Here is a 25,702-nt window from a genome sequence, read left to right on the forward strand (position 1 = left end):
GAAATGACAACAGGAACAACGGTTTCGAGCTTACGCCGCTAATGGTATTCCAGCTACAAAGTGATACCGAGGGCCTGACGCAATTGCTCACCGCGGCTGTCAGACGCGGCGCTGACCAGGGCGTAGTTGTAGTCACCTCGCGACCAGTAGCGGGCCTGCAACTGGCCGTCGGTGCGCTCGCCACTGGGCATGCGCGCGTAATGCTCACCCGGCGAGCGCAAGAACAGGCTGACCCGCTGGCCCTGGGCGTCCTCGAACAGCAGCAGCGCCGCCGGCCCCTGCTCGTTGCTCAGCAGCCGCGCGCCCACCGGGGTGAAGCCGTAGGCCGAAAGGTCTGGCAGGTTGCCGACATGGGCAAAGTGCTGGCCCAGCCAGGCCTGCAGGCGCGCCGGGTCCTGGGCGCTGAGGTCGAGGGCCTTGGCGTCGGCGAACAACCGATGGGCCTGCACGGCATCAGCCATCGGCGGGTTACTGGCCAGCAGAATCGCCTCGCGCCCTTGCCAGCCGCCCAGGCCGCCGATGCCCAGGGTAACCAGCAGCACCGCAGCACTGGCCCAGCGCCGCTGGCGCCGACGGCGCAGCTCACGGCGTACGTTGGCCGGGTCCAGGCGCGGGTTGGGCGCCTGCCCGGCAAAGCCGGACAGCGCCGCGCGCAACTGGCGGGCATCGTTGCGCCAGGCTTCGACCCGCGCCGCCTGTTCGGGGTTGGCCGCCAGGTACAGCTCCACCGCCCGGCGCCGCTCGCTGTCCAGGCGCTCGTCAACATAGGCGTGTAATTCGTGATCAGACGGGATCAAGCTCATTTCAACCTCCGCAGCGCCGCGGGCGGGGTGTTGCCCTCGGCCAGTTCGCGCATGGCCGCACGGGCGCGCGACAAGCGTGACATCACCGTGCCAATCGGCACATCCAGGGCCAGCGCGGCCTCCTTGTAACTCAGGCCTTCGACGCTGACCAACAACAATAAGGCGCGCTGCTCGGTGGGCAACTGCGCAAACGCCGCCAGGCCCGACTGGGCAATAACGATGTCTTCGGTGTTGCTGCCCGCCTCCTCGCCACGGCCGAACCAGGCCAGCCAGCGCGCCTGGCGGCGTTCGCGGCGTTTGCCGTCGATAAACTGCCGGTACAGGATCGAGAACAACCAGGCGCGCAAGCTGCCCTCTTGCCGCTGTTGCCCGCGGCGGCTCAAGGCGCGCTCGAAGGTGGCCTGGACCAGGTCATCGGCGCTGCTGGCCTCGCGCGTCAGCCACAGGGCGAAGCGGCGCAGGCGCTGAAGCATTTCGCGCAATTGCTCGTCGTCTAGTTCGTTCATTGCCGCAGTCTTGGCCTGTAGGCGATCAGTGTACGAGGCAGACGCTGGCGGTGAAGAATTATTCCCGGGCGTTGGAATAAATTTCTGCGACCGGCGTCGTACCGGCTCATTCACTGACCCGGATCACCGCCATGAGCACTCCGTTACACGGCCGCCCCCGCGCCCTGCGCCTGGCTGCCATTGGCCTCGGGCTGGCGGCCCTGGCCGCTGGCTTTGCCTACACCGCAGGCTGGATCGGCGCCGAACGCCTGAGCCCCAAGCGCTTTATCGACACCTTCGAAGACCAGGCCGGGCACTATCCCGGCTACCGTAAGAATCACGCCAAGGGCCTGTGCGTCAGCGGCTACTTCCAGAGCAGCGGCGCGGCGGCCAAGCTGTCCACCGCGCGGGCATTCAGCCAGGCCCGGGTGCCGGTGATCGGCCGCTTCGCCATCGGCGGCGCCAACCCCCACAGCGCCGATGCCAGTGTGCCGACCCGTAGCCTGGCGCTGCAACTGAGCAGCGACGATGGCCAACTGTGGCGAACCGGCATGAATACCCCACCGGTGTTGGCGGTAGGCACGCCCGAAGCCTTCTACCAGCAGGTACTGGCCATGACCCCGGACCCGGCCACCGGCAAACCGGACCCAGCGCGCCTGCAGGCGTTTTTCGCCGCCCACCCGGAAAGCGCCGCCTTTCGCCAATGGGCCAAGGACTACAAAGCTTCGGACAGTTTCGCCAACTCAAGCTACAACAGCATCAATGCCTTTGCCCTGATCGACGCCGCTGGTAGTGCCCGCTTCGTGCGTTGGAGCCTGCTGCCGCAAACGCCGTTCGCCGCGTTGCCGGCCCAGGTCGATGATCGCGACTACCTGCAACACGACCTGCGCCAGCGCCTGGGCCAGGGCCCGCTGCGCTGGACCTTGCAACTGACCCTGGCCGAAGCCGGCGATGCCGTCGATGACCCCAGCCAGCCCTGGCCCGCGCAACGGCCCACGGTGAACGCCGGCACCCTGGTGATCGACCAGGTCGATGCCGCGGAGCAAGGCGCCTGTCGCGACCTGAACTTCGACCCGCTGATTCTGCCGAGCGGCATCCGGCCGTCCGCAGACCCGATCCTCGCAGCCCGCTCGGCGGCCTACTCGGAATCCTTCAACCGTCGCGCCCGTGAAGCCGCGCAGCTGGGAGCCCGCCCATGAAACCTGTTGCCTTCCACCCCCTGGCCCGCGCCGTGCACTGGCTGATGGCCGTGCTGATCCTGGCCATGCTGCTTGTGGGCGTGAGCATGGTCAGCGACCTGTCGCCGCGCCATACCTGGTTGATCAGCCTGCACAAGGCCATTGGCCTTGCGCTGTTGCTGCTGGTGATTGTGCGCATCGGCCTGCGCCTGAGCCTGCCGCACCCGCCGCTGCCCGCCGACGTGCCAGCACCGCAGCGCTGGGCGGCCAAGGCTTCGCACCTGTTGTTGTACGGGTTGATGCTGGCGATGCCGCTGCTGGGCTGGGGCATGCAGTCTGCCGGTGGCTACCCGCTGCCGTTGCAACTGCCGGCGCTGCTGCCGGCGCTGCTGCCCCACGACCTGCAGCTGTATGCCCTGCTGCGCCAGGCCCACGCTTGGCTGGCCTATGTGCTGTTTGCCACCGTGCTGGTGCACCTGGGCGCAGCGCTGGTGCACGGGCTGATCCGCCGTGATGGCGTGCTGCGCAGCATGTGGCCGGGGCCGTTACCCAAGGATTAATATCTTAATTATTTTTCATTCCTGGCCATTTCCACCCTAAAGAGGTCTATTCAAAAATAAAGATAATATGTTAACAATATAGGCAGAGACACCTGGCACCCGCCACACACAACAACAAGAAAGGTAGCCCTAATGCTTCTGCCCCGTTCGCTGACGGTGAGTGCCGGCCTGTGCGCCGCATTCACCCCCTACCTGGCCCAGGCCGAGTTCATCAAGGACAGCAAGGCCAGCCTTGAGACGCGCAACTTCTATTTCAGCCGCGACTTTCGCCAGAGCGGTGCGCCGCAGAGCCAGGCGCGGGAGTGGGCCCAGGGTTTTATCCTGAAAATGGAGTCGGGTTTTACCGAAGGCACCGTAGGCTTCGGCCTCGATGCCCTGGGTGAGCTGGGGGTCAAGCTCGACTCCAGCCGCGACCGCCGTGGCACCGGCCTGCTGCCCTTTGGCGCCAGCCAGGAGCCGGTCGACGACTACAGCGAGCTGGGCCTGACCGCCAAGCTGCGCGTCAGCAAGACCACCCTCAAGCTCGGCACCCTGCAACCGATGCTGCCGGTGGCGGCGATCAACGACGTACGCCTGCTGCCCTCGACCTACAGCGGCGGCCTGCTGACCTCGCAAGACATCGACGGCCTGACCTTGAACCTCGGTCGCCTGGAAAAGCAGAACCTGCGCGACTCCTCGAGCAACGACGAGATGAGCTATGCCGGGGTCGAAAGCAACCACCTGGACCTGGCCGGCGGCACCTACGCGATCAACCCGCGCCTGGCCGTCAGTTACTACTACGCACAAATGCAGGACATCTACCGCCAGCACTACGCCGGACTGGTCCACGACCTGCCCCTGGCCGAAGGCATCAACCTGCGCAGCGACCTGCGCTACTTCGACACCCGCGAACAGGGCAGCCACAACCTGCGCGCAACCTCACGGGTCGATGGTGGCAAGATCGACAACCGCTTCTTCAACGGCATGCTGACCTTGGGCGTGGGCGCGCACAAGTTCGGCCTCGGTTACCAGAATCTTTCTGGCGACGGCGATTTTGCCTACCCGGGCCTGGACCCTTATTCGGTCAACCTGGTCACCGTCAACGTCTTCACCAAGGCCGAGACCGATGCCTGGCAAGCGCGCTACGACTACAACTTCGCCGCCCTCGGCCTGCCGGGCCTGAGCTTCATGACCCGCTACGTCAACGGCAGCCATATCGAGACCGCCAGTGTCAGCGGCGGCAAGGAATGGGAGCGCGATACCGACATTGCCTACGTGGTGCAAAGCGGGCCGCTGAAGAATGTCAGTGTGCGCCTGCGCAATGCCACCTTCCGCTCCAGCGGCGGCTTGACCACCGATATCGACGAGAACCGCCTGATCGTCGGCTATACCCTGGCCCTCTGGTAAACACGGGTGGCGGCAGTGTGAAAACAACCCTTTATAAGTTTTTTGGGAATGCTTATCATCTGCATCATTTTTTCGGGATGCAGCCAGGATGAGCGCACCGCCGTCACCGCCCAATGCCGAGCTCGGCCAGCTCTACCAGCACCATCACGTGTGGCTGCAACACTGGTTGCGCCGGCGCCTGAGCTGCCCGCAGCGCGCCGCCGACCTGATGCAGGACACCTTCGTGCGCATCCTCGCTTCCTCCGAGGCGCTGGAACTGGTGCGCTTGCTGCGTGAGCCGCGCAATTACCTGGTAACTGTGGCGCGGCGGGTGATGATCGATCATTTCCGCCGTCAGCAACTGGAACGCGCCTACCTCGAAGCCCTGGCCGCGCAGCCGGAAGCCGAGCAGATCTCCACCGAAGAGCAGGTGTTGATTCTGGAAACCCTGCGGGAAATCGACCAACTGCTGGCAGGCTGTGGCGCCAAGGCGCGCAAGGCGTTTCTGATGGCCAACTGGCTGGGCATGACCTACGTGGAAATCGCCGCTGCCTTGGGCGTGTCGCTGACCACGGTGAAAAAATACCTGATCAAGACCACCGAGCGCTGCCTGCTCCTCGCCTTCGATGCCCAGCCATGACTGACCGCGAACGCCAACGCCAGGCCCTCAAAGCCGCCGCCCGCTGGCATGTGCAACTGGCCGCCGGCGATGCCCCGGCCGAACTGCAGCAGGCCTGGCAGGTGTGGCTGGCCAGCGCCGCCGAGCATCGCTGGGCCTGGGCACGGGTCGAGCAGTTGCAGGGGCGCCTGGCCAGTGTGCCGGGGGCGCTGGCCTTCGACACCTTGCAACGCAGTGAAGCCCAGGGCCTGCCCCGGCGCAGTGTGCTCAAAGGCCTGCTGCTGGCCAGCGGCCTTGGCCTCGGTGGCTGGGCCAGCTACCGCAGCCAGCCGGCGCAGCAGTGGCTGGCAGATGAGCACAGCGCCACCGGCGAAATCCGTCACCTGAACCTCGCCGACGGCAGCCAGCTGGTGCTCGATACCGCCAGCGCCGTGGACATCCGCTTCGATGATCAGCAACGCCTGATTCGCCTGCGCCACGGGCGGATTTTTCTTACTAGCGGCAAAGACGGCCGCCAGCGCCCGTTGCGGGTGGAAACCGCCGAGGGCCTGGTCGAAGCCCTGGGCACGCGCTTCAGCGTTGATCAGCGCGAGGCCGCCAGCCGGGTCGAAGTGTTCGAGCATGCGGTGCGCATCAACCCGCGCCAGGCCCCGGCACGACGCCTCGAGGCCGGCCAGCGTTGCCAGTTCGACAGCCATGCGGTGCAGGCCGCGCAGGCCGTCGCCAGCAGCGAAGCGGCCTGGACCGGTGGGCACCTGATCGTCGAGGACTGGCGCCTGGGCGAGTTGCTCGACGAACTCGGTCGCTACCGCCCTGGGCTGTTGTCCTACTCCAGCGAGCTTGAAGGGCTACGGGTTTCCGGGACGTTCTCGCTCACCGACAGCGATGCGGCGCTGTCGGCCCTGGCCACCTCGTTCAAGCTCAAGGTGCGTCGTTACAACCGCTTCTGGGTCAGTGTCGACCTGAGTTGAATTTTTTCAGCCAGGGGGGTGCCTGTTTTTTTTCGTTCGTCCGCCTCTGTAGGAAATAATCTCATTTGCGAACGAAGAGGATTTCCATGCAACCCCGCTTCCCCCGTGCCCCCCTTCCCCAGTTGATTGGCCGCCATCTGCTGGCTGCCGCCCTGGCCCTGCCCCTGCTGCCCATCACTGTTGCCCAGGCGGCAGAGAGCGACAGCGCCAGCAGCGGCCAGGTCTTTGCCATCGAAGCAGGTTCCCTGAGCCGGGTGCTGGGCAGCTTTGCCGCAGCCGCCGGGGTCAACCTGTCGTATGACGCGCAGTTGACTGCCAGCCTGCACAGCCCGGGCCTGCAGGGCCGCTTCGGGGTGCTCGAAGGCTTGAGCCGGATCCTCACCGGCAGCGGCCTGCAGGCTTACCGCCAGGCCGATGGCAGCTACTCGCTGCGCCCGCTGCCGGCCAGCAACGGTGCGCTGGAGCTGGGTGCAACCACCATTGGCGCCAGCACCTTGCAGGCGCCGATGGAAACCACCGATAGCTTCACCGCGCGCCAGGTCAGTTTCGCCAAGGGCGAGCATTCGCTGCGCGAAACGCCGCAATCGGTGACGGTCATCACCCGCAAGATGATGGATGAGCAGAACCTCACCACCCTCGAACAGGTGATGGAGAAAACCCCGGGGATCACCGTGCACGATTCGCCCATGGGCGGTAAATACTTCTACTCGCGCGGTTTCATGCTCGCCGGCCAGTACCAGTACGACGGTGTGCCGCTGGACCTGGGTGGCAACTACGTGCAGGCCAACAGCTTCGCCAGCGACATGGCCTACTACGACCGCGTCGAAGTGCTGCGCGGCGCCGCCGGCATGCTCAAGGGCTCGGGCAGTTCCGCCGGCGGGGTCAACTTCATTCGCAAACGCGGGCAGGAAAAGGCCGCCACCAGTGTCAGCCTTTCAGCCGGCTCCTGGGACAACTACCGCGCCCAGCTCGATACCGGCGGCCCGCTGAACGAATCCGGCAGCCTGCGCGGCCGCCTGGTGGTCGCCGGCCAGGACCGCCAGTACTTCTACGACATGGGCAAGCGCGACGACCAGGTGGTCTACGGCGCCCTCGACTACGACTTCAACGACGCCACCACCCTGGGCATCGGCGCCGCCTACGAGAAGCTCAATGCCACCCCCTGCTGGCAGGGCCTGCCACGCTACAGCGATGGTTCGGACCTGAAACTGTCGCGTTCCACCTGCCTGGGCGCGACCTGGAACAGCTGGGAAAGCCAGCGGGTCAACCTGTTCGCCGACCTTACCCACCACTTCAATGACCAGTGGCTGCTGAAAGTCGCCGCCATGCACAGCCACAACACCCAGGACATGCAGTACGCCATGACCCTGGGCAGCGTGCCGGTCGGCAGCACTTCGGCCAACAGCCAGCTGTACTCCGGCGTGTTCGACTACGACCAGCACGACTACGGCATGGATGCCTACCTGGACGGCAAATTCACCGCCTGGGGCCTGGAGCACGAGCTGATCGTCGGCGCCAACGCCAGCCGGGCCAAGGGCAGCGACAGCTACGCGCTGATCAACATGACCCAGCTGATGGGCGTGACCATGAACCCCTTCGCCCCCGACCGCGACATTCCCAAGCCGCCAGACAGCCTGTACCAGACGGCCTCCTACCGTGGCGGCCCGCTGCCGGTGGAAAGCGACACCCGGCAGATCGGCACCTATGCAACCTTGCGCCTGAAACTGGCCGAACCCCTGACCCTGGTGCTTGGCAGCCGGGTCAGCTGGTACCGCAGCCAGCGCGACTCCTACACCCAGGCCTGGGACTACTGGCAGCACGACCGCAGCCAGGAAAACGGCCAGGTCACACCGTTCGCCGCACTGATCTACGATCTGGACGAGACCTGGTCGGTGTACGGCAGCTACGCCGACATCTTCCAGCCCCAAGGCACTTACACCGATGCCCAGGGCAGCCCGCTGCAGCCCAAGACCGGCGCCAACTACGAGCTGGGGATCAAGGGCGAATGGCTCGATGGCGGCCTGAACGCGGCGTTCAACCTGTTCCGCACCATCGAGGCGCACCGCGCCGAAGCCGATTACGACTCGGTGTGCGCCGGCTCCTCCGACGGTTACTGCTACAGCGACAAGGGCAAGGTCCGCGCCCAGGGCTTCGAAGCCGAGCTCAGCGGCGAGCTGGCCGAACGCCTGCAGGTGCTGGCCGGCTACACCTACACCGAGCTTGAGTACCTCAAGACCAACAGCACCAGCCAGGACGCCACCTTCACCGCCAGCTACGTACCGCGCCATCTGCTGCGGGTCTGGGCCGACTACCAACTGGACGGCCCGCTGCAACGCTGGAGCCTGGGCGGCGGGGTCAATGCGCAAAGCGACAACCACTACCAGGACCGCGCGGCGAAAACCGAACAGCCCGGCTATGCGATCTGGAACGCGCGCGTGGGTTACAAACTGGACGACAACTGGAGCATTGCCGTCAACGGCAACAACCTGTTCGACAAGCACTACTATTCCAGCGTCGGCGCCCTGGCCTGGGGCAACTTTTATGGTGAGCCGCGCAACTTCATGGTGACCCTGAAGGGCGATTTCTAAAAAGGCAGTTAAACAGTCGGCGGCGATGAATCAAGCGCCCGTCGCCGACTACCGCTCACGCGAACTGATAGCGAAACGGTCGCAGACAATTGAGGAAATCAGGTCGGCATAGCGCGCACGAAAACTGCCCTCCACCCGTAGATACTGCGAATCGTCGCCTTTGTCGACAGTGACATTTAGCGTGCCGTAGGGCAGACGTAAAACGCCACTTTGAATTATCCGAATGTCGTCTACTTTCGCCAGATCAAAAGAGTACGATCCCGAGACCGGAATGCGACGGTGGGGAATGAATATCGAAACAGGCACCCGGGCCTGAAACACCAAGAACACACCTTCCAAGCCCATGGTCACTGAGAACGCATCGGCAACCAATGCTGTTTCGTTGTAACCCACCCGCCACGTGCCCTTGAACTCATTACCCGAGCGGCTGCCCGCAAGCGATGCGTTGGCCGGCGCGGCCTCGCGTTCTCGGCTGGTGAAGAGAAAATCAGGACATTCAAACGTTGATTTCCCATCGATCAACACGCTGGAAAAACGTCCAGCATAAAAACCAATCAATGCCTGGTCCGTCAACTTTACATCGACCGTCAACATGCCCTGCTCGATGGGCACTTGGGCGCCGCCCATCCAGATACTAACGTCCGAGCCTCGATGCAAATTGAACTGGTAATGTCCCGCGTTTGGAATACAGACAAACGGGATGCTGATCATGACCGTTTGCAATCCCCCCCCGGCGATCAAAAAGACCCCCTTGAAACCATAGAGAAACTCGAAGGTCTGGGCCCGAATTTCATATGTCTCATCCCAGATATGCAGTGAAGCCTGTAAATAGGAAGTACTCTGCGGAGCAGGAGGTTGCATCTCAAGTTCGGTTGCCGAAGCAATTGCTGCGTACTCTGAGTCTTTCATCACGTAATCCTCTGAGTGCCGGGCCAGGTGGCTGACAGCGTCAGGGTAGGTCTGGTGAAACTCATCAGTAAACTGGCAAAAATGCCAGGTCCATGGTTGTCGAAGCAAAAGTGCGAGAGCACATAACGAGCTGCAAATAATTATTATTTGCAGCCTTACTGTTTTGCCAAGGGCTTTCCTACGGCACAATACCCAGTATGTTCACCTGCCCTGGATAGCCCATGACCACCGCAACGGACCCTGCCGTGCTCGACCATAGCGAGCGCTCCCCCTTTGACCTGCGCCCGCTGCTGGCGGCGAACATGGCCTGCACCATGGCGATGATGGCGTTCGTCTCGTTGATCGGCCCGATTGCCCGCACTCTCGGCCTGGCCACCTGGCAAGCCGGCGCGGCGGTAACGGTTGCCGGGGTGATCTGGATGCTCCTGGCCCGCCCCTGGGGCCGTGCCAGTGATCGCCTGGGGCGGCGCAAGGTGTTGCTGCTCGGCACCGCGGGTTTCACCGTCGCCTACTGGGCGTTGTGCCTGTTCATCGATACCGCCTTGCACCTGCTGCCCAGCGCCGCCCTGGCCTTTGCCGGGCTGGTGCTGGGCCGCGGCCTGATCGGCGCCTTTTACGCGGCGTTGCCGGTCGGTGGCGCGGCGCTGATCGCCGACAATATCGAACCCCGGCACCGCGCCCGGGCCATGGCTTCGCTGGGGGCGGCCAACGCTTTCGGCCTGGTCATCGGCCCGGCCCTGGCGGCGGTGCTGGCGCGCTTCAGCCTGAGCCTGCCGTTCTATGTAATGGCGGTGCTGCCGATGCTGGCGTTTGTGCTGCTGCTCAAGCTCAAGCGCCAGGAACTGCACCTCAAACAGCCGCCACGCCCGGTGCGCCTGGCCGACCCGCGCCTGCGCCGGCCACTGCTGGTGGCCTTCGTGGCGATGCTCAGCGTGTCGGTGGCGCAGATCACCGTCGGTTTCTTCGCCCTCGACCGCCTGGGCATGGCCCCGGCCGATGCTGCGCAAACCGCTGGCGTCGCCCTGACCATGGTCGGCGTGGCGTTGATTCTGGCGCAGATCCTGGTGCGCAAGCTCGAATGGCCACCGCTGCGGATGATCCGCGTCGGCGCCAGCATCGCCGCCGCAGGCTTTGCCGCCAGCGCCCTGGCCACCAGCGCCGTGGGCCTGTGGGCGTGCTTCTTTTTCTCGGCCTGCGGCATGGGCTGGGTGTTCCCGGCGTTTTCGGCGCTGGCGGCCAACGCCATGGACGCCTCCGAGCAAGGCGCCACGGCCGGTTCCATCGGCGCCGTGCAGGGCCTGGGAGTGGTCATCGGGCCGCTGGCCGGGACCCTGATCTACGCCGTCGATCCGCGCCTGCCGTACCTGATTGTTGCGGCGCTGCTGCTGTTGGTCGGGCTGTGGCCGCAGCCGAAAAAGCCCGCCTAACAGGTGGGCCGCTAAAGCCGGTTCGAATGTGTTTTAATGCCTCGCCCAAAATTTTTGACACATAAGGCGGCTATGGACACGGGGACACGACTCAAACTGGTGCGTGAACGCAACAAACTCTCCCAACGGGAGCTGGCTCGGCGCAGTGGCCTGACCAACTCGACGATCTCGCAGATCGAGCAGAATCGCGTCAGCCCTTCGGTCAGTTCCCTGAAAAAGCTGCTTGAAGGCATTCCGATGTCGTTGGCGGAGTTCTTCAGTTTTGACGAGCCGATCCGCGAAGAACGCTTTGTGTTCCGCTCGACCGAACAGCCCGACCTGGGCAACAGCGGCCTGCGCATGCTGCTGGTCGGGGCCAGTGTCGAAGGCCGACAAATGCGCATGTTGCGCGAGCTGTACGCGCCGGGCGCCGACTCCGGCGAGCCGATCGTGCACGCCGAGGGCGAAGAGTGCGGCCTGGTGACCCGTGGCACCATCGAATTGCGGGTCGATGGCCAGGTCAGCATCCTCAACTCCGGTGACGGCTACTACTTCCCCACCACCCTGCCCCACAGCTTCAAGAATATCGGCCAGGATGAGGCCGAGATCATCAGCGCCAACACCCCGGCGAACTTCTGATGGTGCGATCGCGGGTCTTGCCCGCTCCTACAGGACCTGTGTAGGAGCGGGCTTGCCCCGCGATGAACCTTGCTGCTACATCCAGCCTAGCCACTGCCACCAGGTCGCGGCAAACACCAGCATCAGCCCATAACCGATCAGGGTGACGATGATCCCCACCCGGGCGAACTGTTTGGCGGTGAAGGTCTCGGTGCCCAGGCAGACCATGTTCTGCGGCGCGTTGATCGGCAAGATAAAGCCGTAGCTGACCACAAAGCCCAGGGCCATGGTCATGCCCAGGCGGCTGAAGTCCCCCGGCAAGGTCTGCAACACCGCAATCAAAATCGGCAGCAGCGCCGAGGTCAGGGCGGTGGCGCTGGCAAAGCCCAGGTGAATCAGAATCAAAAAGGCCGCAAGGATCGAGAACACCCCCAGGGTACCCAGTTGATCCAGCCCGGTATGGGCCACCACTTGCGCGCCCAGCCATTGCCCGGCCTGGGTGGTAAGCAAGGTAGTACCCAGGCTGATGCCCACCCCGAAGACAATCACCGTGCCCCAGGGAATGCGCGCCTGCACATCTTTCCAGGTCATCACCCCTACCCGTGGCAGCAGCAGGATCACCAGCCCGGCATAGGTGGTCGAAGTGGTGTCAAAGTGATGCAGCTTGCCCTCGGTGGCCCAGGCCAGCAGCAGCAACAGCGACACGCCCAACAGACGTTTCTGCGCGCCGCTCATCGGCCCGAGCTCGGCCAGGGTCTTGCTTACTGCCGCCTTGCCACCCGGAATCGCATCGCTTTCGGGCGGCAGCATTTTCAGCACCAGGACGATCAGCACCACCGACATGATCACTGCCCACGGCGCGCCAGCGATCAGCCAGTCGATCCACGACACCCGCGCACCGAGCATCTTGTCCATGAAGCCGACGGTCAGCAGGTTCTGCGCCGCGGCAGTCTGGATGCCGATGTTCCAGATGCTGGTGCCCTGAGCGACGATGATCATGATCCCGGCAGCGATGTTCGAGCGTTTGTCGACACCAAAGGCAGCGATCACCCCCATCATGATCGGCACCACGCAGGCACTGCGCGCGGTGGCGCTGGGCACCACCAGGCTGAGCAGCACGGTGACGGCCACCGCCCCCAGAAGGATGCGCCGGGTGCTGACGCCGATGCTCGACAAGGTCACCAGGGCGATACGCCGGTCCAGCCCGGTGTGGGTCATGGCCGCGGCGATGAACAAGGCACCGACTACCAGGGCCAGGGCACTGTTGGAAAAACCGGTCAGGGCCAGGGTGATGGCGGCCGAGGAGCCGTAGATCACCGAAGGGTCGGCCACCGTCGGCGCCGTGCCGAGCAAAAAGGCCATCAGCGAGGTAATCATGATCGCGCTGGCTTCGTACGACACCGCTTCGCTGATCCACACCACCACGGCAAAAGCCAGAATCGCCAGCACCCGGTGGCCGGCCACTGGCAGGTCGGCGGGCATCGGCAGCAACAGCACCCCGACCAGCGCTGCGATACCGACCAGCAGGCCAATCGGCACGCGGGCTCTGGCGGTTTGTGAGACAGGCACATTGGCCGGCGAATTCATCGGTAACTCCCTTTAGAACATGTGCGGCCATGATCGCGCAGATCGCTTTTGCGCAGACTGATACGCATCAATGCCCCGAATTCGAGGCATTGTCCGACAAGATGTAGTGCCTTGAAAAAAACACTACAAAACCTGTTGACGCCGTTCGTCGCCCCTTGCATGATGAGGTCGTCTCCCCGATCGGGGGTACTGGCAAGGGTGTTCCAGGCAGCTCGACAGATCCATGAGCTGTGTGCGGATGGGTACTGCCCAAAAGGCAGCGTGTAGAAGCCCCCAGTTGTGACGCTGCTGTAGCAGCTTTCATTTAACGCTACATGTTATGCGCCAAGTGCGAACAAACAACGAATGGTCAAGGGGGCTTTATGATGAATCTGAACAATCAACCGACTGTTGAAGAACTGGCCCGGCTGTTCGCCGCGCGCAAGGACACTCTCGACAGCCACATCCTCTGGGTTTGCAAAACCGGTGAAGTTCACCTGGACAGCCTGGAAACCATGAGCGACGAAGCCGAGTTCGAAGAACGCAAGCCGAACATGCGTGCCCGCCTGAAGATGTACCGTCGCGGCCAGGGCTACGTTGGCAAAAAGGCCGCCGCCGACACCCAGTATGTCGGTCGGGTTCTGCAGACCCTGCAAAGCGAGTGGGCTGCGCTGCAGAACAAGCCTGGCGTCGCGGTGATCGACCGTCTCTGCTAAGGGTCGCTGGGGTGCGGCACTGCCCCAGCCACGCTTGAGCCCAATCCACGCGGATTGGGCTTTTTTATTTATGGCGGTACAGGGCTAGAATGTCCCTCTTTGCGCCAAGAACCCGCTTATGACCCACCCCACTTTCGGAACCGACGATGCATCCTACCAGGCCGCCGGAGGCATCGACGGCCTGCGCCGCCTGGTCGATGACTTCTACCGCTTGATGGATGAAAACCCCGAGGCACGGACCGTGCGCCAGATGCACCCGCAAAGCCTGGAAGCTTCGCGCGACAAGCTGGCGTGTTTTCTCAGTGGCTGGCTCGGCGGCCCGCGGCTGTTCAGTGAGCGCTATGGCCCGATCGCCATCCCGGCCTTCCATGCCCAATGGCCGATCAATGAAAGCCACAGCGCTATCTGGTTGGGCTGTATGCAACAGGCGATTAACCTGCAGGAGTATTCTGCAGAATTTGCCGAGTACCTGTTGCGCCAACTGCGCGTGCCGGCCGAACGCATCGTCCAGGCCAGCCGCGCCCGTCACCCTCAGGCCTGACGGCGCAGCGGCGCCTTCTCCAGCGGCAAGGCACCGGTGGCCAGCGCCCTGGCGCGGTCAACGCCCCAGACCATGGCGCGGGTCATGGTCTCGCCGGGGCGATTGTCGTGGTACTCCTCGACCAGCGCCTTGCCCTGGCGCGTATAGATGCCGAGGAACAACTGAGTGGCGCCGGTGCGCGACAGCCTCACCTGAACGTCGATACTGGTGCCGTCGCTGAGCTGTTCGTCATGGCTGCGGCTGTGCAGTTGTGCGTCAGCCCAGTTCCAGTAGGTCTCTTCCCTGATACGCATCGAATGGCTCCTGTATTGATGGCGGCATTAGTAAGGCACACAACCCGGCATCAGGCGAGCGTCAGCCGCGCAACCTTTGCGCAAGGTCAAACAATGCAAAAAAAACCCCGCCGTTGGGCGGGGTGGTGGTCGATTCGTTTACTTCTTCGCTGGCAAGCGCGGGGTGAACTTACCCTTCTTGCTGCGCTGTAGCGCGTTCAGGCGCACCTGCGCATCATCCAGCGTCATGTTGGCAAAGCCCAGGCGATAGCCGCTCTGGCCACAGCGCACCACACTGTTGATGGGAAATTCGTCGCCCTGGTCCTCAATGTAGGATTCAATCATGCCCCAGTCTCCCTCCGATGGCGGACCAGTACCGGCAAGCAGATGATTGCCCAGAAAAGTACTGACCCTGGTGACTCTGAGACTAGCCGGTCATTTGTGGACCGCACGGGCAAGAACAAAAAAGCCCGACCAATGGCCGGGCTGTTTTTGTCGCACCCCTGGCGTTTACCTGAGCTTCACCGCGGTACCGGTAACGAACACCACGACCATGCCGCCACGGGCCGAGGGCATGCTGATTTCATAGTCCAGGCCGACCACCGCATCGGCCTGCAGGCTGCGCGCGCGGGCGCGGATTTCGTCGGTGGCCTGGATGCGCGCTTCTTTCAACGCACATTCCAGGGTTTGCGAACGGCCACCGAAAAAGTCGCGGAAACTGGCGAACATATCGCGAACCACGTTGATACCCTGAACCGACTCGGCGCTGACCACATCCAGATAGGCGGAAATTTCCCGGCCTTCGATGGTCCCTGTGGTGGTAATGATCATGCTGCTCTCCTTCGGCCTTGCCTGTCAGCCGCCCGCAATTGAGCGGGCGGAAAAAGCGCGATGGTAACAAAACCGTCGGCCGCTGCGTGGCCATTTATACAAGCAATTGGTTGTGTAATACATGCCAGCCACCTAGACTCCCCTTCCATTGCCGCCTTACTTGCGAAGGAGTCGCCGATGAACACCGCCCACCCTCAGCCCGCGTCATGGGCCGAACTGCTCCACGGGCGCAATGCCCTGCGCTCGATCGCCCTGGCCGGCGGCGTCGCCCTGCATGCAATCAACGTCTATATCGTCACCACCATCCTGCCCACAGTGATCGCGGATATCGGCGGCCTGGCCTTTTATGCCTGGAGCACCACGCTGTTTGTCGCCACCTCGATCATCGGCTCGACCCTCTCGGCGCAATTGATCGAGCGCCTGGGCGCGCGGGCGGCCTTTCTCCTGGCCCTGGCGGTGTTCAGCCTGGGCTCGGTGATCTGCGCCGCCGCGCCGAGCATGCCGGTGCTGCTGATCGGTCGCAGCGTCCAGGGCCTGGGCGGCGGTATCCTGTTCGCCCTGAGCTATGCCCTGATCCGCTTGATCTTCGATGAGCGCCTGTGGCCCCGGGCCATGGCCATGGTCTCGGGCATGTGGGGCGTGGCCACCCTGTGCGGGCCGGCGGTAGGCGGTATCTTTGCCCAGGGCGGCCACTGGCGCTGGGCGTTCTGGTCGCTGCTGCCAGTGGCGGCGCTGCTGGCGCTGATCGTCATCAACCAGTTGCACGGCAAGGTGGCTGCCAGCACCCGGGCCACTCGCCCACCCTATGGCCTGATTGCTTGCCTGGTCGCCTCGGTGCTGGCGATTTCTGCCGCCAGCCTGGCCCAGCAACTGCTGTGGAACCTGCTCGGGATTGGCGCGGGCCTGGCCATCGCAGTGCTCATCGCCCGCCTCGACCACCAGCCCGAGCGCCGCTTGCTGCCTTCTGGTGCTTATTCCCTGGGCACCTCACTGGGCAAGTTGTATGCGGTGATGTGCCTGTTGATTGCGGCAGTGACCACGGAAATTTTCGTCCCCTACTTCCTCCAGGCCATTCACGGCCTCAGCCCGCTGGCCGCCGGCTACATGACCGCGGCCATGGCGGCGGGCTGGACCCTGGCCGCGCTGTGCAGCGCCAGCCGCACCGGTGAGGCCGCCGAGCGCATGATCCGCGTCGGCCCGGGCATCGTCCTTGCGGCCCTGCTGGGGCTGGCGTTGATGACCGGCCAGCAGGCCTGGCTGGGCAGCACTGGCGGCCTGGCCGTGTATTGCCTGGCGCTGGCCGGCGTGGGCCTGGGGATCGGCCTGGGCTGGCCGCACCTGCTGACCAAGGTGCTCAGCGCCGCGCCACCCGGTGAAGAAAACCTGACCTCGGCATCGATCACCACCGTGCAGCTCTACGCCACGGCGCTGGCGGCAGCCCTGGCCGGGGTGGTCAGCAACAGTGCCGGGCTGGTCGAGCCGGGCGGCGTCGCTGGCGCGCAACAGGCCGCGACCTGGCTGTTCGCGGTGTTTGCCATCGCGCCACTGCTGACCTGGCTGTTGGTCTGGCGCCTGACTGGCACTGCACCCAAGGTCATGGCCCGATGAGCCTCAGCAACCTCGATAGCGCCTCAAGCGCCGAGCGCATCCTGTTCCTGCTCAAGACCCGCGGCGCGTTGAAAACCACCGACCTGGCCAGCCTGCTGCAGATCAGCTTCGAGGCCACGCGCCAGCACCTGCAGAAGCTGCAGGCCGCCGGGCAAATCAATGGCATCAGTGTCCCGAGCACTGGCGCCGGGCGGCCTTCGCAAAAGTGGATGTTGACCGACGCCGCCCAGCGGCGCTTTCCCGACACCCACAGTGTGCTGACCCTGCAACTGATCGACAGCGTCGAACAGGTGTTCGGCCCCGAGGGGGTCGACCAGCTCATCAGCCGCATGGAAGCCAGCAGCCGCGCCGAATACCAGCAGGCCTGCAACCAGGCCCAGGGGCTGGAAGACAAAGTGCGGGTGCTGGTGCAACTGCGTGAGCGGGCCGGCTACATGGCCCAGATGCAGGCCTGCGGCGACGGCTGGCTGATCATCGAAAACCACTGCCCGATCTGCGTGGCCGCCAGCCGCTGCCAGGGGTTTTGCCGCTCGGAGCTGCAGGTGTTCCAGGCCGCGCTCGGTGAGCAGGCGCAGGTGGAGCGCTGCGAACACCTGCTGAGCGGTGATCGGCGTTGTGTCTACCGGGTTATGCCGGCGTAATCACCCACGGCTAGGCCATCCGCGCCAGCAACAACTGGCGCAGGCGCGGGCCGAAGACGTTGATCAACAGCCCGGCCATCACCAGCAGCGCGCCCCAGCCTTGCAGCGGGGTCAGGCGCTCGTCCAGCAGCAAGGCCGAAGAGCTCAGGCCCACCACCGGCACCAGCAACGAAAACGGCGCCACCTTGCCGGCCGGGTAGCGCGACAGCAGATGGCTCCACAGGCTGTAGCCGAGCATGGTGGCGATAAACGCCAGATAGGCCAGCGCCAGCACCGAGCTCCAGCCGATGCCGCGCAGCGAGCTTTCGATCCGCTCGGGGCCTTCCAGCCACCACGACAGCGCCAGAAACGGCAGCGGCGGTACCAACCCGCCCCAGATCACCAGGGCCACCAGGTCGATATTGCCGAAACGCCGGGTGATGATATTGCCCATGGCCCACATCGCGGCGGCGCACAGGGTCAGCAGCAAGGCAAAAAACGGCACGCTGGCGCCGTTTTCGCTGCCGATCAGGGCCAGGCCGCCGGCGGCCACCAGCAGGCCCAGTACGCTGGCCGCGCGCAGCCGCTCGCCGAGGAAGATCGCGGCAAAAAACAGGGTGAAGAACGCCTGGGATTGCAGCACCAGCGACGCCAGCCCCGGCGGCATGCCATTGCCCATGGCCTCGAAGAGAAAGGCGAACTGGCCCAGGGAGATGGTCGCGCCGTAGGCAATCAGCCAGCGCCAGGGCAACTGCGGGCGCTTGACCAGCAGCACCGCCGGAAACGCCACCAGGGCAAAGCGCAAGGCGCCCAGCAACATCGGCGGCAAGCCATCGAGGCCGACCTTGATCACCACGAAATTGACGCCCCAGGCGACAATCACCACCAGCGCCAGCAGTAAATCCTTTAACGGCATGCTTCCCTCAACGGCTTTGTAATATTTCGCAACAGCATAACCTTATGCACGAAATCATCGCAGCATCCATCGCGACGGATGGACGCCGCAAAGCCGACACCTCCACTTGACTGTATTTGTATATACATGCTCATATCTGTTTCAGTCGCCCGCCTGCGTTCGGCTGGCGACCCGACCGCGACAACACAACAATAGGCGGAGATCCCGAGCAATGACCCAGGCCAATGCCTCGCGCAGCAAGCCCCTGATCGAGCGGCGCTCGATCGACTACATCCCGGAAAACGAACGACACGGACGCCTCTACAGCCAGTTCACCCTGTGGCTGGGTGCCAACCTGCAAATCACCGCAATCGTCACCGGGGCCCTGGCCGTGGTGCTCGGTGGCGATGTGTTCTGGTCGCTGATCGGCCTGCTGCTCGGGCAACTGGTCGGCGGCGCGGTCATGGCCCTGCACGCCGCCCAAGGGCCGAAACTCGGCCTGCCGCAGATGATCTCCAGCCGCGTGCAGTTCGGGGTGTACGGCGCGGCCATCCCGATTGCCCTGGTGTGCCTGATGTACCTGGGCTTCACCGCCACCGGCACGGTGCTCTCGGGCCAGGCCATCGGCCAGTTGCTGAGCGTCAGCGACAGCGCCGGCATTCTGATTTTCGCCGGGGTCATCGTCCTTGCCACGGTGTTCGGCTACCGCATGATCCACTGGATCGGCCGGGTGGCCAGCGTGCTGGGAATCATCGCCTTCGTCTACCTGTTCAGCCGCATCATGGTCATCAGCGACATCGGCCAGTTGCTGGAGAACCGCCACTTCACCTGGGCCTCGTTCCTGCTCGCGGTGTCGCTGTCGGCGTCCTGGCAGATCTCGTTCGGCCCTTATGTCGCGGATTATTCGCGCTACCTGCCGAGCAACACCTCATCGTTCAAGACCTTCCTCGCCGCAGGCCTGGGCTCGGTGGTCGGCGCCCAGGCGTCGATGGTCCTCGGGGTGTTTGCCGCGGCGATTGCCAACGGCCAGTTCTCCGGCCGTGAAGTGGCCTACATCGTCGGCCTGGGCGGTACCGGCGCCACCGCCGCGCTGCTGTACTTCAGCATCGCCTTCGGTAAGGTGACCATCTCGACCCTCAACTCCTACGGCAGCTTCATGTGCATCGCCACCATCATCAGTGGCTTTCGCGGGCACATCGAAGTCACCCGCCGTCAGCGGCTGTTCTTCGTCCTCGCCATCGTTGGCGCTTCGACGTTGATCGCCCTGCTCGGCCAGCATTCGTTCCTGGCCGCGTTCAAGTCGTTCATCCTGTTCCTGCTGACCTTCTTCGTGCCCTGGAGCGCGGTCAACCTGGTGGACTACTACTTCATCACCAAGGAGCGCTACGACGTGCCGGCGCTGGCAGACCCCAACGGCCGCTACGGGCGCTGGAACATGCCCGGCATCATCGTCTACACCATCGGCGTGCTGGTGCAGATGCCGTTCATTTCCACCAAGCTCTACACCGGCCCGATGGTTGCCCACCTGGGCGGCGTCGACCTGTCGTGGATCATCGGCCTGATCGTACCGAGTGTGCTGTATTACCTGGTGGCGCGGCGCAAGGCTGCCGATGCCCCGGCGCAAATGATCCTGCCGCAAACCAGCCAGTCCTGAAACAAAAAGGCCGAGCCCCGTCACCGGGGCTCGGCCTGTTTTTGTTCCTGCCCTTCATAGCTTGGCGATCGACACCTCGGTGGATTTGACGAAGGCAATCACTTCGCTGCCGACCCGCAGCTCCAGCTCGTGCACCGAGCGGGTGGTGATCACCGAGGTGACGATGCCGGCGGAGGTCTGTACGTCGATTTCCGATACCACCGGGCCTTCGATGATCTCCTTGACCGTGCCTTTGAACTGATTGCGTACGTTGATCGCCTTGATGGTCATGTGCTGCTTCCTCGTCCTGGGGTGCACTGCCGCGCAGTGCTTGAGGTGCAGATTGCGCTCGAGCGAATAAAATTAAAAAGAATAAATACTTACGAATATAGAACAAAACGAAATATACAAATCGACATATCGAAAGACCTACAAGTTATTTATTTTCAGTTTTTTAGATCCTTTAGCATCGGTACCACCCTCATCGAGCAAGTGAGCGCCACCTTTGCACCGCACTCCATCGACCCCTTTGCACATCGCCCGGGAACTGGCCAGCGAGTTCGCCCGCAGCGCCGTCGAGCGCGACCGCCAGGGCGGCACGCCCAAGGCTGAACGCGATGCCATCCGCAGCAGCGGCCTGCTGGCCTTGAGCATCCCCCGCGAGTTCGGTGGGCTGGGCGCCAGCTGGAGGCAAACCTTCGAGGTGGTTCGTGAATTCGCCCGGGTCGACAGTTCCCTGGCCCACGTGTTTGGTTTTCATCACCTGATGCTCGCCACCGTGCGCCTGTTTGCCACGCCCGCGCAGTGGCAGCCATGGTTTGAACTGACCGCGCGCAAGAGCTGGTTCTGGGGCAATGCCCTCAACCCGCTGGACACCCGCACGGTGGTCAAGGACCGTGGCAGCTTTCGCGAGTTCTCCGGTAAAAAAAGCTTCTGCTCCGGCGCCAGCGATTCAGAGATGCTCATCGCCTCGGCGGTGGACGAGAGCGCCGGCGGCAAGCTGCTGATTGCGGCGATCCCCAGCGGGCGCACCGGCATCACCCTGCACAACGACTGGCACAACATGGGCCAGCGCCAGACCGACAGCGGCAGCGCCAGCTTCGAACGGGTACGGGTGGAAGAAAGCGACCTGCTGCTCGACCCCGGTCCCTTGAGCACGCCGTTCGCCTGCCTGCGGCCGCTGATTGCCCAGCTGCATTTCGCCAATATCTTCCTCGGCATCGCCGAGGGCGCTTTCGAAGAGGCCCGGGATTATGCCCTGCGCGAGTCGCGGCCATGGTTCAAATCGCTCGCCGAACAGAGCAGCGCCGACCCGTATGTACTCAAGCATTTCGGCGACTTCTGGGTGCGCCTGCAGGGTGCGCGGCTGCTGGTTGACCAGGCCGCCCAGGAACTGGACCAGGCCTGGGCCAAAGGCGCGGCGCTGAGCGCCGAACAACGCGGGCGCCTGGCGGTGAGCATCGCTACCGCCAAGGTCGCCGCCAGCCGCGATGGCCTGGAGATTTGCAGCAAGGTGTTTGAAGTCACCGGCGCCCGCGCCACCCAGGCCTCGGTGGGCCTCGACCGGCACTGGCGCAACCTGCGCACCCAGAGCCTGCACGACCCGCTCGACTACAAGCTGCACGAACTCGGTGAATGGGCCCTGCGCGGGCAATTGCCGACTCCGACCTTCTACTCATAGTGTGACCGCCATGCAATTGTTGACCCTACCGCCCTCCCCGGCCCTGGCCACCTCGATCCGCGCCACCGCGCAGGTGTTCGAAGACCCCAAGTCACGGGCCTTGCTGGCGCACCTGCAGCGGGTCGCGCCGAGTGAAGCCAGCGTGCTGATCATCGGCGAGACCGGCACCGGCAAAGAGCTGGTCGCCCGGCACATCCACAACCTCAGCGGCCGGCGTGACAAGCCGTTCGTGGCAGTCAACTGCGGAGCGTTTTCCGAGTCGCTGGTCGAGGCCGAATTGTTCGGCCACGAAAAAGGCGCGTTCACCGGCGCCCTCAGTGCCAAGGCCGGCTGGTTCGAAGAAGCCAACGGCGGCACCTTGTTCCTCGACGAGATCGGCGACCTGCCGATGCCGATCCAGGTCAAGCTGTTGCGCGTGCTGCAGGAGCGCGAAGTGGTACGCCTGGGCTCGCGCAAGAGCATTGCCATCGATGTGCGGGTACTGGCCGCTACCAACGTGCAGCTGGAAAAAGCCATCAACGCCGGGCACTTTCGCGAAGACCTGTACTACCGCCTCGACGTCGTCAGCCTGGAACTTGTGCCACTGCGTGAACGCCCGGGCGACATCCTGCCGCTGACCCGCCACTTCATCCAGGCCTACAGCCAGCGCCTGGGCTATGGCCAGGTCAGCCTCAGCAGCGAGGCCGAAGCCAAGCTGCGCAGCTACGGCTGGCCGGGCAACATCCGCGAGCTGGAAAACGTCATCCATCACACCTTGCTGATCTGCCGTGACGGCGTGATCCGCCAGGAGGACCTGCGCCTGTCGAACATGCGCATCGAACGCGCCGACGACAGCCCCGGCAGCGATGATTCGGCGGAAGGCTTGCTGGCGCGGGCTTTCCAGAAACTCTTCGAACAACCTGGCGGCGCCTTGCACGAGAAGGTCGAGGACGCACTGTTGCGCGCGGCCTACCGCTTCAGTCATTACAACCAGGTGCACACCGCCAACTTGCTCGGCCTGAGCCGCAACGTCACCCGCACCCGGCTGATCAAGATGGGCGAACTGGCGGTGAATCGCCGGCAGCCCGGGGGCAGTACCCAGGGCGAGCGGGTGCTGAATTTGTCGATCTAATGGCCTTATCGCAGGCCCTGTACCCATCCTGTGGGAGCGGGCTCGACCCGCGATCGAGCGTGCAGCGGTCGCAGTCCAGTCGAGAAAAGCTCAGCGGTAGATCTCACTCCCCGCATCCGCCGCCAGCGTGCGAAACACCAGCGCCGAAGCCATGCACAGCAGCGCCCCGACGCCAATCACCAGGGCGATATCCGCCACCGCCACTTGCTGCTCACCTTTCAAGCTCATCAACACACTGAGCAGTGAAGCAGCCACCCCCACCGACAAGCTCATGGTCAACTGCACCGTCGCCGCCGACAGGCTGCTGGCGCGGCTGTGCAGTTCGGCGGGCACGTCGGCATAGGTCAGGCCACCCATGGCGCTGAACTGCAAGGAGCGGATCAGGCCGCTGGCGAACAGGATCAACACCACCAGCCAGTACGGCGTGTCGAGGTTGAAACTGGCGCAGGCGCCCAGGCTCAAACCGGTGAACAACGCATTGATACTCAAGGTGCGGCGAAAGCCAAAGCGGCGCACGATACGCACCGCCAGCAGCTTGACCACAAAGGCGCCGACACCCCCGGTGAAGGTCAGCAAACCGGCATGCAAAGGGCTTAAACCAAAGCACAGCTGGAACAACAACACCATCAAGAACGGCTGCGCCGCCGTGCCCAGGCGAAACAGATTGCCACCCCAGAAACTCACGGCAAAACTGCCTACGCGCAAAGGCGAAAAGTCCAGCAGCGGCTGGGCGCAACGCCGGGCATGGCGCACATAGAGCAGCGCTGTTATTAGCCCGATCAGCAGCAACAGCAGCACCCAGCGCCGCGCCAGCAAACCATGGCCGAGCGCCTCGAAGCCGAACACCAGTGACGCCAGGGCCACACTGGCCAGCAGCAAGCCGTGCAGGTCCAGGCGTTGCTGGCTGTCGCCGGGGTAATCGGGAATATGCCGCAGCACCAGGTACACCCCGAGCACGCCGATGGGCAGGTTGACCAGAAAAATCCATTGCCACGACAGCAGCGTCACCAGCAGACCGCCCAGCGGCGGCCCGAGCATCGGCCCCACCAGTGGCGGGATGGTCAGGTAGGACATGTTGCGCAGCAGTTGCTCGCGCGGCGACCAGCGCAGCAGGATCATCAAGCCCACCGGCACCATCATCGCCCCCGCCGCGCCCTGGCACAGGCGCGCCAGGCACAGTTGCAGCAACGACCCGGCCAGGGCGCAAGCCAGCGACGACAGGGTGAACAACACTATCGCCAGCACGAACACCCGCCGCGGCCCGTAGCGGTCCGCCGCCCAGCCGCTGACCGGCACTGCCAGGGCCGCGGCGAGCATGTACAGCGACACCACCAGGTTCATGCGCACACTCGGCGCGCCGAACTCGCTGGCCATCTGTGGCAATGCGGTCATGACCACGGTGGAGTCGATCAGCTCCATCAGCAACGCGCAGCCGATGATCATCGGTACCCGCCGCGATTGCCCGGTGCTGTGGGTCAACAGCGGCGCCTGCAAACTGCCCACCTCAGAACAAGCCCGACGTCGGCGGCGGCGTGCCGGTCAGTTGCCAGGCACCCACCGCTGCGGCCTTCCAGTGTCGCGGGTTGTGGTTGGCGACCGTGCGTGCGTTGCGCCAGTGGCGGTCGAGATTGTGGCTGCGGCCGGTGGTCGAGGCGCCGCCGACGTCGAACAGCAACTCGGCAGCCTTGAGCGCGGACTCGGCGGCAATGTACTGGGCCTGGGCGACGTCGATGGCGGCCTGGTCAACCTGATGTGGATCAAGCCCGCTGGCCCAGGCGCGGTCGATCGACGCCGCCGCGCGCAACACCACGGCTTCGGCGCTAAAGGCACGGGCGGCGATCTCGCCGACGCTGAGCTGCACGTAAGGGTCATCCACCGAACGCGCGGCGCTGCTGTGCTTGATCGGCCGCGCATGCTCGCGGGCAAAGCGGCTGGCGTCGTCCAGCGCATTGCGGGCGATGCCGGCCTGCACCGTGGCCAGAAACAACTGCAGGAACGGCGTGACGATGGTGCGCTTGCCCTCCTCCACGGTCCGCGTGCGGATCTCGTCGGCGTACACCACGACATCATTCAGGCGCGTGGTACCGCTGGCAGTCAGGCGCTGGCCCATGGCGTCGAAATCGTCGAGCAACTCCAGGCCCTGGCGCTCGCGCGGCAGCACGAACGACACCGGCTGATCGTTTTCATCCAGGGCCACGGCGCTGACCCAGTCGGCGTACAGGGAGCCGGTGCTGTAGTACTTGCTGCCGCTGGCGCGGTAATGCTCGCCGTCACGCACGATGCGCGCACTGATCGCGCCATTGGCGCCGCCCACTTCCCAGCCGGCATTGCCCAGCACCGCGCCTTGCAGGTAGCGGGCGAACCAGCGCTGGCGCTCGGCCTCGGCGCCGTCGGCGGTTGACGACAACAAGCCTTCGATAAAACCAAAGCCCGGGCGCAGCGCCTGGGCGACATTGGAGTCCACCGAAGCGATGCGCAGCAGCAGGCCGATCACATCGCTGACGCTGCCACCCGGGCCGCCGTATTGCTCGGGAATGCGGCAGGTGTAGAGCCCGGCCTGGGCAATCTGGCGTACCGCTTCATAGGGCAGCTGGCGCTCGCGTTCACGTTGCGCGGCGCCGGCGGCAATCAGCGCCAGCAGGTTTTCGGTATTGCCTTTGAGGTCGTCGAGGTTGCGACGCTCAATCGGGGGGACTGCGGATAAACCAGGCATGGACTTTCCTTGT

26 protein-coding genes are annotated in these 25,702 nt (G+C 64.2%); 15 read left to right on the top strand and 11 right to left on the bottom strand.

Annotated elements, in window-relative coordinates:
- Nucleotides 1-53: 53 nt before the first annotated feature.
- The gene (locus LOY22_RS16400; protein ID WP_213603944.1) at nucleotides 54-803 is read right to left on the bottom strand and encodes an anti-sigma factor; all 750 of its coding nucleotides are present in this window, start codon (nucleotides 801-803) and stop codon (nucleotides 54-56) included.
- Complete coding sequence (locus tag LOY22_RS16405) at nucleotides 800-1,309, bottom strand: sigma-70 family RNA polymerase sigma factor (protein ID WP_258594008.1); 510 nt, start codon at nucleotides 1,307-1,309, stop codon at nucleotides 800-802. The genes LOY22_RS16400 and LOY22_RS16405 overlap by 4 nt, the downstream gene beginning before the upstream one ends.
- 131 nt (nucleotides 1,310-1,440) lie before the next feature.
- Between LOY22_RS16405 and LOY22_RS16410 the strand changes: the two genes are divergently transcribed.
- The 6 genes from LOY22_RS16410 (at nucleotide 1,441) to LOY22_RS16435 (ending at nucleotide 8,569) form a co-directional block, all read left to right on the top strand.
- The gene (locus LOY22_RS16410) at nucleotides 1,441-2,487 is read left to right on the top strand and encodes a catalase family peroxidase (protein ID WP_258594009.1); all 1,047 of its coding nucleotides are present in this window, start codon (nucleotides 1,441-1,443) and stop codon (nucleotides 2,485-2,487) included.
- Complete coding sequence (locus LOY22_RS16415; RefSeq protein WP_258594011.1) at nucleotides 2,484-3,026, top strand: cytochrome b; 543 nt, start codon at nucleotides 2,484-2,486, stop codon at nucleotides 3,024-3,026. Before LOY22_RS16410 ends, LOY22_RS16415 begins: the two co-directional genes overlap by 4 nt.
- 132 nt (nucleotides 3,027-3,158) lie before the next feature.
- A complete protein-coding gene (locus tag LOY22_RS16420) occupies nucleotides 3,159-4,412 on the top strand; it encodes an OprD family porin (protein WP_093381349.1) in 1,254 nt (417 codons plus the stop codon).
- A gap of 88 nt (nucleotides 4,413-4,500) precedes the next feature.
- Nucleotides 4,501-5,031 carry a sigma-70 family RNA polymerase sigma factor gene (locus LOY22_RS16425; protein WP_045194244.1) on the top strand — a complete coding sequence of 177 codons (531 nt, stop codon included), beginning with the start codon at nucleotides 4,501-4,503 and terminating at the stop codon, nucleotides 5,029-5,031.
- Nucleotides 5,028-5,981 carry a FecR domain-containing protein gene (locus LOY22_RS16430; protein WP_093381347.1) on the top strand — a complete coding sequence of 318 codons (954 nt, stop codon included), beginning with the start codon at nucleotides 5,028-5,030 and terminating at the stop codon, nucleotides 5,979-5,981. The genes LOY22_RS16425 and LOY22_RS16430 overlap by 4 nt, the downstream gene beginning before the upstream one ends.
- Nucleotides 5,982-6,067: 86 nt before the next feature.
- Nucleotides 6,068-8,569 (top strand): TonB-dependent siderophore receptor, encoded by a 2,502-nt coding sequence (locus LOY22_RS16435; protein ID WP_258594013.1) that lies wholly within the window; start codon nucleotides 6,068-6,070, stop codon nucleotides 8,567-8,569.
- A gap of 48 nt (nucleotides 8,570-8,617) precedes the next feature.
- Here LOY22_RS16435 and LOY22_RS16440 read toward each other — a convergent pair whose 3' ends face one another.
- The gene (locus tag LOY22_RS16440) at nucleotides 8,618-9,478 is read right to left on the bottom strand and encodes a hypothetical protein (protein WP_093381341.1); all 861 of its coding nucleotides are present in this window, start codon (nucleotides 9,476-9,478) and stop codon (nucleotides 8,618-8,620) included.
- Between the two features lie 221 nt (nucleotides 9,479-9,699).
- Here LOY22_RS16440 and LOY22_RS16445 point away from each other — a divergent pair, with 221 nt between their 5' ends.
- Nucleotides 9,700-10,905: an MFS transporter gene (locus LOY22_RS16445; protein ID WP_045194250.1), complete on the top strand. Its 1,206-nt coding sequence runs from the start codon at nucleotides 9,700-9,702 to the stop codon at nucleotides 10,903-10,905.
- Nucleotides 10,906-10,977: 72 nt separating this feature from the next.
- A complete protein-coding gene (locus LOY22_RS16450) occupies nucleotides 10,978-11,523 on the top strand; it encodes a cupin domain-containing protein (RefSeq protein ID WP_010226800.1) in 546 nt (181 codons plus the stop codon).
- 75 nt (nucleotides 11,524-11,598) lie between these two features.
- Here the strand turns inward: LOY22_RS16450 and LOY22_RS16455 are convergent, their stop codons facing one another.
- Nucleotides 11,599-13,089 (bottom strand): DASS family sodium-coupled anion symporter, encoded by a 1,491-nt coding sequence (locus LOY22_RS16455; RefSeq protein WP_093381336.1) that lies wholly within the window; start codon nucleotides 13,087-13,089, stop codon nucleotides 11,599-11,601.
- A 362-nt stretch (nucleotides 13,090-13,451) separates the two neighbouring features.
- Between LOY22_RS16455 and LOY22_RS16460 the strand changes: the two genes are divergently transcribed.
- Together LOY22_RS16460 and LOY22_RS16465 are read left to right on the top strand one after the other, a co-directional pair.
- Nucleotides 13,452-13,784: a hypothetical protein gene (locus LOY22_RS16460; RefSeq protein ID WP_283817199.1), complete on the top strand. Its 333-nt coding sequence runs from the start codon at nucleotides 13,452-13,454 to the stop codon at nucleotides 13,782-13,784.
- A 118-nt stretch (nucleotides 13,785-13,902) separates the two neighbouring features.
- Complete coding sequence (locus tag LOY22_RS16465) at nucleotides 13,903-14,325, top strand: group II truncated hemoglobin (RefSeq protein ID WP_093381334.1); 423 nt, start codon at nucleotides 13,903-13,905, stop codon at nucleotides 14,323-14,325.
- Here the strand turns inward: LOY22_RS16465 and LOY22_RS16470 are convergent.
- The 3 genes from LOY22_RS16470 to LOY22_RS16480 form a co-directional block, all read right to left on the bottom strand.
- Complete coding sequence (locus LOY22_RS16470; protein WP_045194260.1) at nucleotides 14,316-14,618, bottom strand: hypothetical protein; 303 nt, start codon at nucleotides 14,616-14,618, stop codon at nucleotides 14,316-14,318. The genes LOY22_RS16465 and LOY22_RS16470 overlap by 10 nt on opposite strands.
- A 138-nt stretch (nucleotides 14,619-14,756) precedes the next feature.
- Nucleotides 14,757-14,942: a hypothetical protein gene (locus LOY22_RS16475; RefSeq protein ID WP_045194262.1), complete on the bottom strand. Its 186-nt coding sequence runs from the start codon at nucleotides 14,940-14,942 to the stop codon at nucleotides 14,757-14,759.
- Nucleotides 14,943-15,107: 165 nt separating this feature from the next.
- Entirely contained in the window at nucleotides 15,108-15,428 is a 321-nt protein-coding gene (locus LOY22_RS16480; protein WP_258594017.1) for a YbjQ family protein, read from the bottom strand.
- 177 nt (nucleotides 15,429-15,605) lie between these two features.
- On the opposite strand from LOY22_RS16480, the gene LOY22_RS16485 reads away from it, so the two are divergent.
- Both LOY22_RS16485 and LOY22_RS16490 read left to right on the top strand, forming a co-directional pair.
- Nucleotides 15,606-17,036, top strand: a complete 1,431-nt coding sequence (locus LOY22_RS16485) for an MFS transporter (protein ID WP_213603936.1) — start codon at nucleotides 15,606-15,608, stop codon at nucleotides 17,034-17,036.
- Complete coding sequence (locus tag LOY22_RS16490; RefSeq protein WP_045194267.1) at nucleotides 17,033-17,677, top strand: metalloregulator ArsR/SmtB family transcription factor; 645 nt, start codon at nucleotides 17,033-17,035, stop codon at nucleotides 17,675-17,677. Before LOY22_RS16485 ends, LOY22_RS16490 begins: the two co-directional genes overlap by 4 nt.
- A 10-nt stretch (nucleotides 17,678-17,687) precedes the next feature.
- Here the strand turns inward: LOY22_RS16490 and LOY22_RS16495 are convergent, their stop codons facing one another.
- Nucleotides 17,688-18,572 carry an EamA family transporter gene (locus LOY22_RS16495; protein WP_123566206.1) on the bottom strand — a complete coding sequence of 295 codons (885 nt, stop codon included), beginning with the start codon at nucleotides 18,570-18,572 and terminating at the stop codon, nucleotides 17,688-17,690.
- A gap of 211 nt (nucleotides 18,573-18,783) precedes the next feature.
- On the opposite strand from LOY22_RS16495, the gene LOY22_RS16500 reads away from it, so the two are divergent.
- Nucleotides 18,784-20,205 (top strand): cytosine permease, encoded by a 1,422-nt coding sequence (locus LOY22_RS16500; protein WP_258594020.1) that lies wholly within the window; start codon nucleotides 18,784-18,786, stop codon nucleotides 20,203-20,205.
- Between the two features lie 54 nt (nucleotides 20,206-20,259).
- On the opposite strand, the gene LOY22_RS16505 is transcribed toward LOY22_RS16500, so the two are convergent.
- Nucleotides 20,260-20,475, bottom strand: coding sequence for a molybdopterin-binding protein (locus LOY22_RS16505; protein ID WP_010227092.1), 216 nt, complete (start codon nucleotides 20,473-20,475; stop codon nucleotides 20,260-20,262).
- 214 nt (nucleotides 20,476-20,689) lie between these two features.
- Here LOY22_RS16505 and LOY22_RS16510 point away from each other — a divergent pair, with 214 nt between their 5' ends.
- Both LOY22_RS16510 and LOY22_RS16515 read left to right on the top strand, forming a co-directional pair.
- A complete protein-coding gene (locus tag LOY22_RS16510; protein WP_123566204.1) occupies nucleotides 20,690-21,865 on the top strand; it encodes an acyl-CoA dehydrogenase family protein in 1,176 nt (391 codons plus the stop codon).
- Between the two features lie 10 nt (nucleotides 21,866-21,875).
- Entirely contained in the window at nucleotides 21,876-22,976 is a 1,101-nt protein-coding gene (locus LOY22_RS16515) for a sigma-54-dependent Fis family transcriptional regulator (protein ID WP_093381322.1), read from the top strand.
- A gap of 90 nt (nucleotides 22,977-23,066) precedes the next feature.
- On the opposite strand, the gene LOY22_RS16520 is transcribed toward LOY22_RS16515, so the two are convergent.
- Both LOY22_RS16520 and LOY22_RS16525 read right to left on the bottom strand, forming a co-directional pair.
- A complete protein-coding gene (locus LOY22_RS16520) occupies nucleotides 23,067-24,419 on the bottom strand; it encodes an MFS transporter (protein ID WP_258597814.1) in 1,353 nt (450 codons plus the stop codon).
- Between the two features lie 61 nt (nucleotides 24,420-24,480).
- Nucleotides 24,481-25,689, bottom strand: a complete 1,209-nt coding sequence (locus LOY22_RS16525) for an acyl-CoA dehydrogenase family protein (RefSeq protein ID WP_258594023.1) — start codon at nucleotides 25,687-25,689, stop codon at nucleotides 24,481-24,483.
- Between the last annotated feature and the right edge of the window lie 13 nt (nucleotides 25,690-25,702).

Origin of the sequence: Pseudomonas sp. B21-035 (assembly GCF_024748945.1) — a bacterium.
Taxonomy (GTDB): Bacteria; Pseudomonadota; Gammaproteobacteria; order Pseudomonadales; family Pseudomonadaceae; genus Aquipseudomonas.

Bases quoted from the DNA above. Each gene is read 5' to 3' on its own strand.
- LOY22_RS16400 (WP_213603944.1), bottom strand. From the start codon at position 803: ATGAGCTTGATCCCGTCTGATCACGAATTACACGCCTATGTTGACGAG.
- LOY22_RS16405 (WP_258594008.1), bottom strand. From the start codon at position 1,309: ATGAACGAACTAGACGACGAGCAATTGCGCGAAATGCTTCAGCGCCTG.
- LOY22_RS16410 (WP_258594009.1), top strand. From the start codon at position 1,441: ATGAGCACTCCGTTACACGGCCGCCCCCGCGCCCTGCGCCTGGCTGCC.
- LOY22_RS16415 (WP_258594011.1), top strand. From the start codon at position 2,484: ATGAAACCTGTTGCCTTCCACCCCCTGGCCCGCGCCGTGCACTGGCTG.
- LOY22_RS16420 (WP_093381349.1), top strand. From the start codon at position 3,159: ATGCTTCTGCCCCGTTCGCTGACGGTGAGTGCCGGCCTGTGCGCCGCA.
- LOY22_RS16425 (WP_045194244.1), top strand. From the start codon at position 4,501: ATGAGCGCACCGCCGTCACCGCCCAATGCCGAGCTCGGCCAGCTCTAC.
- LOY22_RS16430 (WP_093381347.1), top strand. From the start codon at position 5,028: ATGACTGACCGCGAACGCCAACGCCAGGCCCTCAAAGCCGCCGCCCGC.
- LOY22_RS16435 (WP_258594013.1), top strand. From the start codon at position 6,068: ATGCAACCCCGCTTCCCCCGTGCCCCCCTTCCCCAGTTGATTGGCCGC.
- LOY22_RS16440 (WP_093381341.1), bottom strand. From the start codon at position 9,478: ATGAAAGACTCAGAGTACGCAGCAATTGCTTCGGCAACCGAACTTGAG.
- LOY22_RS16445 (WP_045194250.1), top strand. From the start codon at position 9,700: ATGACCACCGCAACGGACCCTGCCGTGCTCGACCATAGCGAGCGCTCC.
- LOY22_RS16450 (WP_010226800.1), top strand. From the start codon at position 10,978: ATGGACACGGGGACACGACTCAAACTGGTGCGTGAACGCAACAAACTC.
- LOY22_RS16455 (WP_093381336.1), bottom strand. From the start codon at position 13,089: ATGAATTCGCCGGCCAATGTGCCTGTCTCACAAACCGCCAGAGCCCGC.
- LOY22_RS16460 (WP_283817199.1), top strand. From the start codon at position 13,452: ATGATGAATCTGAACAATCAACCGACTGTTGAAGAACTGGCCCGGCTG.
- LOY22_RS16465 (WP_093381334.1), top strand. From the start codon at position 13,903: ATGACCCACCCCACTTTCGGAACCGACGATGCATCCTACCAGGCCGCC.
- LOY22_RS16470 (WP_045194260.1), bottom strand. From the start codon at position 14,618: ATGCGTATCAGGGAAGAGACCTACTGGAACTGGGCTGACGCACAACTG.
- LOY22_RS16475 (WP_045194262.1), bottom strand. From the start codon at position 14,942: ATGATTGAATCCTACATTGAGGACCAGGGCGACGAATTTCCCATCAAC.
- LOY22_RS16480 (WP_258594017.1), bottom strand. From the start codon at position 15,428: ATGATCATTACCACCACAGGGACCATCGAAGGCCGGGAAATTTCCGCC.
- LOY22_RS16485 (WP_213603936.1), top strand. From the start codon at position 15,606: ATGAACACCGCCCACCCTCAGCCCGCGTCATGGGCCGAACTGCTCCAC.
- LOY22_RS16490 (WP_045194267.1), top strand. From the start codon at position 17,033: ATGAGCCTCAGCAACCTCGATAGCGCCTCAAGCGCCGAGCGCATCCTG.
- LOY22_RS16495 (WP_123566206.1), bottom strand. From the start codon at position 18,572: ATGCCGTTAAAGGATTTACTGCTGGCGCTGGTGGTGATTGTCGCCTGG.
- LOY22_RS16500 (WP_258594020.1), top strand. From the start codon at position 18,784: ATGACCCAGGCCAATGCCTCGCGCAGCAAGCCCCTGATCGAGCGGCGC.
- LOY22_RS16505 (WP_010227092.1), bottom strand. From the start codon at position 20,475: ATGACCATCAAGGCGATCAACGTACGCAATCAGTTCAAAGGCACGGTC.
- LOY22_RS16515 (WP_093381322.1), top strand. From the start codon at position 21,876: ATGCAATTGTTGACCCTACCGCCCTCCCCGGCCCTGGCCACCTCGATC.
- LOY22_RS16520 (WP_258597814.1), bottom strand. From the start codon at position 24,419: ATGATCATCGGCTGCGCGTTGCTGATGGAGCTGATCGACTCCACCGTG.
- LOY22_RS16525 (WP_258594023.1), bottom strand. From the start codon at position 25,689: ATGCCTGGTTTATCCGCAGTCCCCCCGATTGAGCGTCGCAACCTCGAC.